The 8621-nt window shown below is 59.6% G+C and carries 9 protein-coding genes; all 9 read right to left on the bottom strand.

Translation table 11 applies throughout. The features are described from left to right. Positions 1-181: transposase (locus NKI59_RS08615; RefSeq protein WP_352703579.1), on the bottom strand; the 181-nt coding region annotated here is incomplete at its 3' end. A gap of 340 nt (positions 182-521) precedes the next feature. After that, positions 522-1136 carry a class I SAM-dependent DNA methyltransferase gene (locus NKI59_RS08610; protein WP_352703576.1) on the bottom strand — a complete coding sequence of 205 codons (615 nt, stop codon included), beginning with the start codon at positions 1134-1136 and terminating at the stop codon, positions 522-524. A gap of 217 nt (positions 1137-1353) precedes the next feature. Continuing rightward, positions 1354-2109, bottom strand: coding sequence for an AAA family ATPase (locus tag NKI59_RS08605; protein ID WP_352703574.1), 756 nt, complete (start codon positions 2107-2109; stop codon positions 1354-1356). A 904-nt stretch (positions 2110-3013) separates the two neighbouring features. Beyond that, positions 3014-4606: a gamma-glutamyltransferase gene (gene ggt / locus NKI59_RS08600; RefSeq protein ID WP_352703572.1), complete on the bottom strand. Its 1593-nt coding sequence runs from the start codon at positions 4604-4606 to the stop codon at positions 3014-3016. Between the two features lie 21 nt (positions 4607-4627). Next, a complete protein-coding gene (locus NKI59_RS08595; RefSeq protein WP_352703600.1) occupies positions 4628-5347 on the bottom strand; it encodes an ABC transporter permease in 720 nt (239 codons plus the stop codon). Continuing rightward, positions 5344-6057 (bottom strand): ABC transporter permease, encoded by a 714-nt coding sequence (locus NKI59_RS08590; RefSeq protein ID WP_502901034.1) that lies wholly within the window; start codon positions 6055-6057, stop codon positions 5344-5346. The genes NKI59_RS08595 and NKI59_RS08590 overlap by 4 nt, the downstream gene beginning before the upstream one ends. An 85-nt stretch (positions 6058-6142) precedes the next feature. Continuing rightward, the gene (locus NKI59_RS08585) at positions 6143-6988 is read right to left on the bottom strand and encodes a transporter substrate-binding domain-containing protein (protein WP_352703568.1); all 846 of its coding nucleotides are present in this window, start codon (positions 6986-6988) and stop codon (positions 6143-6145) included. A gap of 85 nt (positions 6989-7073) precedes the next feature. Then, positions 7074-7745: a GntR family transcriptional regulator gene (locus NKI59_RS08580; RefSeq protein WP_352703566.1), complete on the bottom strand. Its 672-nt coding sequence runs from the start codon at positions 7743-7745 to the stop codon at positions 7074-7076. Positions 7746-8258: 513 nt separating this feature from the next. After that, positions 8259-8609: a VanZ family protein gene (locus tag NKI59_RS08575; protein ID WP_352703564.1), complete on the bottom strand. Its 351-nt coding sequence runs from the start codon at positions 8607-8609 to the stop codon at positions 8259-8261. Positions 8610-8621: the final 12 nt, after the last annotated feature.

Raw genomic sequence — 8621 nt, 5'->3', positions numbered from 1 at the left:
CGGACCGGTAACTCGTCCGCTCCGCCGTCCGCTCGCCTTTCTCGGCCCCGATCGCCTCCGTCATCTCGGCTTCAAGAACCTCCTGCACGACACTCTGCAATGCCTGGCGAAAGCCGTCCTCATCCGACAACAGCAACGCTTTCAACTCGCCTCTGCTCAGTCTAACTTCTCGATTGGTCATGGCACTTCCCCTTCCACGGGAATCGGTGATCGCAACGTCACCACCGTGCCATGGCCGCTCGCCCCTCAGAGCAGGCGCCGTTCTCTCTCCAAAACTTTTTGCAGAACCTTCAGCACACTATCCGAATGAGGTCTGGTATGACTTTTGTACGCGGGGCAAAGGCCACACCAAAGGATTCGGTCAGGCCGCCTCAACAGGGCGAACGATAGGCAAGTGCATCGTTGGTCACCGGCGAGCGCCGTCGCCAAACGCACTGATGAGCAGAGGCGAGCAGCGCTTTGTCTGATTGAGCCAGCCCCATGGCAAATGCTCGGTTTCAAATTTCATGCGCCCGCCGGCTTTACCGCTTTCTGGCAACCACCAGGAAATTCTGCGCAAGCTCCGCCGGAATCCTGGCACGTGCGCAGATCCTTTCAAACGGCACGATCAATATTTCGCAGAGTCTTGGCAGCAATTTCCCGGGTCGCGGCAAAAAACCGTACCCAACTATCCGCTCGACAATAAAGCCATTTGCAATGAGCGTCTGCTCGTATCCTTTAATGCTCAAAGTGTGGCGGACTGTCCCTCCTGCATAACGGTTCAGAATGCGGCAGACCAGCCCTATTGGCGAGGTCGCATTCATGTGGATATTCGAGATTAGCAATCCACCTTCGTTCAAATGCGCGCTGATGGCCGACAGTGCATCCTTCCTGAGCTCATCTTCAGCATTGAGGAAGAATCTGAATGCCGTGACCACGTCGAACCTTTCGGCAAGCGGAGAGCACGTAATATCAGCGCGGACCAATTTCACGTTCTTCGGAACCCGAGCGCTAGCCAGCATAGATTGGGAGATGTCAACGCCGACGACTTCACCAAAAAATTGAGCTGCGAGATTTGCTATGCGGCCTGTGCCGCATGCGAAGTCCAGGCATTTCCGGTTCGGCCCGCCGACAGGCAGGAGAATGCGTTCGACCAAGGGCTTTTCGATACCCGACCACAGAGCTGCATAGTAGCCGGACCGGAACGTGTCGGAGTAATGGGCACCGTACCCATCCGTCTGGTGGCTTGCTCGGTAATCCCGACGAGCGGGTGCACGGTTCTCATGGACGCTGCCTAACGGTCGCCACTGCGCCCGCAGAAATCTGCGAATGCCAACGAACGATCTCACCGTGAGCACCATGCAACTCGCGCCTCTAGTCTGGCCCGACGCATGCCGTCGCGGGCAATCCGTGCCCCACGATACGCGCGACGACCTGTTCGAAATTGCGTGGGTCGAGGCCGTCGACACGCATCAGCGGCCATTTGTCTTGCAGGCATTGGCCGATCTCCCTCGCGATATCCGCTTGCTTCAGGCCCCTGACCACTCCGACTTCGAGAAGGCGCTCGAGGTACGGCTGCCGCGCATACCGCTCAATGAGGCGGTGGCGCAGCGTTTCCCCGGGCGCGTCGACTTGAATGAGGAGATCCGGTCGCGGCAGGAACGTCAGGCAATTACGAACCATGTCGATACTTGGATTTCGTGCCAACAGGACGAGCGCACACAACGCCTGAACGATGCCCTCTTCGAAAATGAAGTACCCTTCTGAGGCCTTCGCCGTATTCCAGGCTTCGAAGAGCAAAACGACGTCGATCTTCAGCCGCAACGCCCATATTCGACTTTTTGGAGGGATCGATGCCAAAAGCCGCGCAGCGGCCCCCTCGCTCGGTGGGGTCGAGAACAAGACCGGACTCGCGGTGGCGAGCTTGTGCACCAGACGCTGGATGCCATGGCGTGTCTCCGGGCCTTCATCCTCGACCGAATCGACTTCGCTGCCGAAAGACACAAAATCAATCCGGCGATAGCCATTGACTGTCTTCACACGGATGTCGCGTTTCGCCAGCTCACGGCAAAGGGCGCGGAGAAGGGTCGTCTTGCCTGCACCAGGCGGACCGAACAACTCGATGATCATGTAGGGACCTCCCGAACAGGACGCAGAAAGATCGGATGAAGCGAGTTCGCCCGCTCCGGCGGTGTGGCGAGCGTAAACACTCTGGCATCCGCCTGGCCGAGTTGACCCCGCTCGCTGGCATCCTGCTGACGCCGCAAAAAGCTTTGGAGGAGATGCGATGCGGCGGGAACTGCCTTTCCATGGCGTGCAGTCCCGCCTGTTGAGCCGCGACAGCGTTGCCGGTCGACTTGAGAACTTGCAATTGCTTCTCGATCGCCTGCGCTTGCGGCTGGTTGACACGCCTGTCGCTGTCGAACTGGCTCGTCTCCCGTGCCATCTCCTGATCGATAGAGCGCCCCACGGTTGCCCGTTGGTCGACGTCGGTCGTCGTGGCTTCCAGGCGTGCGAGCCTCGCCGACGCCGACCCCGCCGCCTGCGCCAACACCTCCGTCGTCGCGCCGCTTGCGCCCATAGGAACATGGACCTCAGAAAGTCTCTAAATTGCCTGTGGATCGGAGCTTACTAGGAGTGCCGAACCATACCATCATCCATCTGAATGACTGTCGGCACCACGGCACGCGTGTTTGGGCGCTGAACAGGGCAACGAGTTCAGGCCGAGCGGGCCTGACGCGACACAAACGCGACATTCGGCCTAAAATCTGAACAATATCAATCACCGAAAGCGGACTGAAAATCCGCGTGTCGGTGGTTCGAATTCGCCTCTGGGCACCATTTTTTCCGTGTACGGCCCGGAGACATAGGTAACAGAATGTACCTAAGACATGGGTGACGATCTCGCGCCGATCGGATTGTCGATGGCGTGCAAGAATTATCTGGACCATGGCGCCAGCGGCTCCTGCTCGCCGGCCAAATGTCGATGAAGAGCATCTTCGGCATCCTGGATCCCGCTCTGGCCATAACCGCTCTACAGACCGAGGGCGCAGCCGTCCTTGCGCGGTTCAGAACCGCCCAGCAGGGTCCCGTTTGCCCAATCGATGCGAATGGCCTGCGCACCGCCGATCGGGTCCGTGGCGGGAATGATTTCGAAACCGCGTCGGCTAAGTTCAGCTACGGTTTCGCCAGCGAGCCCGTGTTCGGCCTGGACGTTCATGGTGCCGCTGACGGGGGCGACCCGCGGCAGATCAATCGCCTCCTGCAGATCCATCCCGAAGTCGAGCACCTTCGTCAGCAGGTGCGCGTGGCCCATTGCCTGGTAGTAGCCACCCATAACGCCGAAAGGCATTTCTGCCCGCCCGCCTCTCGCAAGCATCCCGGGTATGATGGTATGCAAAGGTCGCTTGTTCGGCGCCACTGCATTGGGGTGCTTGGGGTCAAGCGAAAAGCTTTGCCCGCGATTGTGCAAGACGACACCGGAGCGTGGCGAGACCAGGCCCGAGCCAAAGCTGTCGAAGACCGAGTTGATGAAACTGACCGCATTGCGATCCTTGTCGACAACGGAAATATAGACCGTGTCGCTGTGCAGCGGCATATCGAATGCCGGCAGGTCCGCGCGGGCGCGCTTTAGGTCAATCATGCCGGCCAGACGATCGGCCCAGGCATTCGACAACATGTCGGCCACCGGGACCTCGGACGCATCAGGATCGGCGACGAGCAGGTCACGCGCGGCGTAAGCGAGGCGTGTCGCTTCGATTTCCAGGTGAAGCCGGTCCGCGGATTGCGGGTCGCCGTGCGCTTCGAAGCGCGAGAGGATGTTTAGAATGAGCAGCGCGATCACACCTTGGCCATTCGGCGGACATTCGAACACATCGCAGCCTCGAAACGCGGTGCTGATCGGGGTCACGTATTCGCCTGTTGCCGAGGCGAAATCTTCGAGTGTGTGCAATCCGCCGAGCCCACGAAGATAGGCGACCATGTCTCCGGCCACAGGGCCAGTGTAGAAGGCCTCTCGTCCCTTCTTGGCGATCAGCCGCAGCGTTGCAGCCAACTCAGGCTGGCGATGCACTTCGCCAACGCCTGGCGCGCGGCCGTTTGGCAGGAAAATCCGTTTCGCGGCTACATCGGAGGCCAGAAGTTCTTCTTCCAACGCCCAGTCACGATGGACCCGCGGTGAAATGGCGTAGCCTTCCTCGGCGAAACGTATAGCGGGGGCCAGGATTTGATCGAAGGGCATATGCCCATGATCAGCGTGCAATCTGGTCCAGGCATCGATGGCTCCCGGGATGGTGACGGAGCCGGGAGAATTGCGGGCCACCTCCGCCATGCCACGTTCGAGGAACCAGTCAATTGTGAGGGCGGCGGGTGTCCTGCCCGATCCGTTGTAGGCGATGACCTCGCCGGATCCGTTTCGCGACAGAAGAGCGAAGCAGTCGCCTCCAATGCCGGTCGAGGCTGGCTCGACGACACATTGCACCGCGCAGGCTGCGATGGCGGCATCCATGGCGTTGCCGCCGGCCGCCATGATCTCCACCGCCGTCAGGGTCGCCGACGGATGAGAGGTGGCGGCCATGGCCTCGCGTGAAACGACAACCGAGCGCGTTGGTTTCTCAAAATTTCGCATGCTATGCCCTTCTGATCGTGCTCAAGAGGCGGCGTCGCTCATCGTCGAGGGGCGGTGCCGCAGATGCCGCGACATCCAGTATTCGAGTGCCGCCAAGGCACGGATGATCGCGAAGTTCAAAGTGAGATAAATGGCGCCCGCGCAGATGAAGACTTCAAAGGCGCGGTAGGTCTGGGAGATCAATCCCTGGGCAATTCCAGTCACCTCCATCAAGGTCACGATGGAAGCCAGAGACGTGCCCTTGATCATCAGGATGATTTCATTGCCGTAACTCGGCAGCGCCTGGCGAAAGGCCAGCGGCAGGATAACGTGCCGATAGGTCAGATAGGTGGACAGGCCGACAGACCGGGCCGCCTCGACAAGGCCGCGTGGCACCGATTGAATCGCGCCGCGGAGGATTTCGCTGCCATAGGCGGTGGTGTTGAGTGTCAGCGCGATGATTGCGCACCAGTAGGGTTCGCGGAAAACGGCCCATAATCCAATTGCCGACAGTTGGTGCCGGAACTGCCCAAGGCCATAATAGGTCAGAAAAATCTGCACCAGCAGAGGCGTGCCCCTGAACACGGCAACGAAGCCGCGGATCGGCAAGACGACGAAGGGCGATTCCGATTGCTGGGCAAGCGCCAATGTGACGGCAAGAACGAAGCCGGCAACGATGGAATTCAGGGCCAGTTCCATCGTGAGCGGCAGGCCGGCGAGTAGCTTCGGCAGGATTTCGAGGAAAAAACCGAAATCTATCATGCCGACCTGACGCGCCACGGCGCCTTTCGTTCCAGACGGTAAAAGGCGTGGCCCGTGACGGAAGCGATAGCCAGATAGAGCAAGGCTGCAGCAATGTAGAAGATGAACGGTTCACGGGTCGAACCTGCAGCGATCTGCGCCTGGCGCATCAGTTCAACGAGGCCGATTACCGATATCAGCGAGGAGTCCTTCAGAACCAACTGCCACACATTGCCGAGACCTGGCAGCGCGTATCTCAGGAGTTGGGGAAAAATAACCTGTCGCAGCCGCTGCAGCCGGTTGAGACCAAGCGCGCAAGCGGCATCGTGCTGTCCCTGGTCGATGGCGACGTAAGCCCCTCGATAGACCTCGGCTTGATAGGCGCCCGAGATAATCGCGATAGCCAAGGTTCCAGTGGCAAAGGCCGGAACGCCGACGAATCCGGACCCGCCCAGGCTATGACCAAGCGAGGTCAGGGCGACACTACCTCCATAGTAAAGCAGATAAATGGTCAGAAGGTCGGGCACGCCCCTGAAAACCGTGCAATAGCCAAGGGCCAAGAACCTCAATATTTTGGAGTTGCGGAGACGCCCGGCCGCTGCCAGCCCGCCAAAGACAGCGCCAACCGCAAAGCCCAGCACAGACAGGAGCACTGTGACCGAGGCCGCCATGAGAAGAGCAGCCCCCCAACCTCCGTGCTGGAAACCAAGCAGCCGGAATGCGTCAACCATTGATACCCCCGGCATTGATACCCCCGGCAGGACGAACGGCTCAGCTCAGGAACCTGGTCAGGAATGGCCGTTCGCCGGCAAGCGCTTACTTGACTGGAGTGACGTCGCTCTTGAGCCATTTAAGCGACAGGGTTTTGATCGTGCCGTCGGCGGTCGCGGCGTCGATGGCGCCGTTGAGCATGTCTTTCAGCTTGGTGTCCTCTTTGCGGATACCGGCCCCGGAGCCAAGACCGAAGAGACCCCCGACAAATCCTGGTCCTGCAAGCGTATAGTCGCTGAACTCCGGCTTGCTCAGCGTGGCGGCCAGCGCTGTCTGTTGCGCGAAGAGCGCGTCGATGCGACCCGCGGCGAGATCGAGATCGTGTTGCTCGGTGGTCTTGTATTCGCGAATCTCGGCGACGTCCGAGAAGTATTTTTTCACAAATTCCAGGTTCGCCGTTGCAGCCTGAACTCCAATGATCTTTCCCTTCAGCAATGGCTTGAGCCGGTCGATTGCCGCCTGCGCAGAGGCTTCATTGTCCAGCTTCAACCGCTCGTTGGAGATGCCGAGCTTGCCCAGTTCGCTATCCTTGGCGACCGCGAAACCTGAGGGATCTACGGCATACGGCTGGGTAAAGTCAATGATCTTCAGACGTTTTTCAGTGATGAACATGCTCGCCATGATCACGTCGAACTTGCCGACGGTCAGCGCGGGGATCATGCCGTCCCAGTCCTGTGCGACGATCTTGCACTCGATCTTCATTCGCCCGCACAGATCATTGGCGAGATCGACTTCGAAGCCGTCCAGCTTGCCGTCGGCTGTTGTGAAATTCCAGGGCGCGTAGGCTCCTTCGGTGGCAATGGTAATTGCCTTTGGTGTTTCTTGTGCAACGGCGGCCTGGACCAGGCCGAACAGGACCGACGCAATGGCTGCGATGCGGCTAATTTTCATATCATTCTCCTCTTTTTGCCGGTATGGCAGTTCCCTTTCGTCGTGCCGGATTATCTTCCAGCTTCAACGAGTTAGACGGTATTCCCTAGCGGCGGCCGGGACTTGCGAAGTTGGCCAGAAGCGGCGCTGTCTCGACGATATGATCCCGCATGACGATCTCTGCCTTGCCGGCATCACCTGACCGCAGCACGTCGATCAGGGTCTCGTGCTCGGCGCGCGCGCTGGCGGGCTTGTCGACATAGTCGAACCAGATGCGCAGGTAGGGCTCGATCACGACGTGCAGGCTGGCGATCTGCCGGACCAGCTTGGGTCTGTTGCTCAATTGGCAAATCTGCAAATGGAAGGCCTGATGGCGCACGACCCAGTCGCTCCTGCCGGTCTGGCTGGCGCGCTCCATGCGGTCGAGCTGGCGTTCCAGTTCTTCAAGCACTTCGACATCGATGTGCGGCATGGCAAGCCTCACCGCCAGCCCTTCGAGCACCGAGCGTATTTCAAATGTTTCGTAGATCTCATCGAGGGTAAGCCCGGCGACGATGCAGCCACGGTTCGGGCGAATGACCACAAGACCTTCCGCGGCCAGTTGGCGGAATGCTTCGCGAACCGGCATGCGGCTCATGCCGATTTCCGTCGCGATCTCTTCCGGGATCAGCCGGTCCCCGGCCCGATAACGCCCCATCCTCAGGGCCCGCTGAATGTGGCGATAAGCTTCCTCCTCGGCGGTCGTGATGCCCAACGGCTCGATTGCGTCAGCTGCCATGTCCCTGGTCCGATCAGAGCGTATCTGTGTATCCACTTATCCAGTTGTCGAAACCTATGTCAAGCACCGATGCTTGGGCGCTTTAGAATTTCTCTTGTGAGAATAAGCACTTGGTAGGGAAAATCGGGCTAAGCACACTGTGATCAGCTAAGCCGCTGATCGGCCTACTTTTCAACATCCGGCAAAAAGGCCCGCCGCTCCATTTGCGAAGCGGCGAGGCCCCATATTCGGGGACGATTGCCGGGATTTCCCGGCATTGCCTGCAGTGCAATTCAGGTGCCAGATTTGTTGATCCAAAACGGGTCACCGCACCGGAGGCGCCAACGCGGACCTTCCGCGATCACGCTACTGCCGCGCTTTGCCATTCCTGCTATGTTACTTTGCGGCGGACGTAATTTTTCCGCCTGGCCGGCGCCCCATCAGGCAACTTACCCCAACGCGCCCCCCAAGTGGCGCCGGCCATTTTCCCCTTATTGGGGCACGGGCGCGCCGATTCCGTTATGCGCTTTCGAGCTATGGCAATCCGCCGGCGAGCCGCTTTGTCCAGCCTGCAACCATCAGTCCGCACGCGAATCCCGCGCAGTCGGCCACCCAGTCGAATAAATCCGGGTCGCGCCCTATCAGTTGCACGGCCTGAAGCCCCTCGATCGCCGCACCCGTGAGAACGAGGAGTACGATCAGCTTCGCCTTGCGTTCCGGCCAGCCGAGACTTCCGAGAGCCGCCAGGATGACGAAGGCGGCGGCGTGATTGAGCTTGTCGTGATCAAACGTGAAAGCCAGGCCAAGACCCTGCAGGAGTTGCTCCGGCAGAAGGGCGAACAGCAGAACGCCGGCAAACGCGGCCGGAAAGGCAATCCTTGCCACGATCTGATAGAA

This window comes from Mesorhizobium sp. M0598, assembly GCF_040320865.1.
In the GTDB taxonomy this organism is placed as follows: domain Bacteria; phylum Pseudomonadota; class Alphaproteobacteria; order Rhizobiales; family Rhizobiaceae; genus Mesorhizobium.
This window is presented reverse-complemented; position numbering and strand designations above follow the sequence as displayed.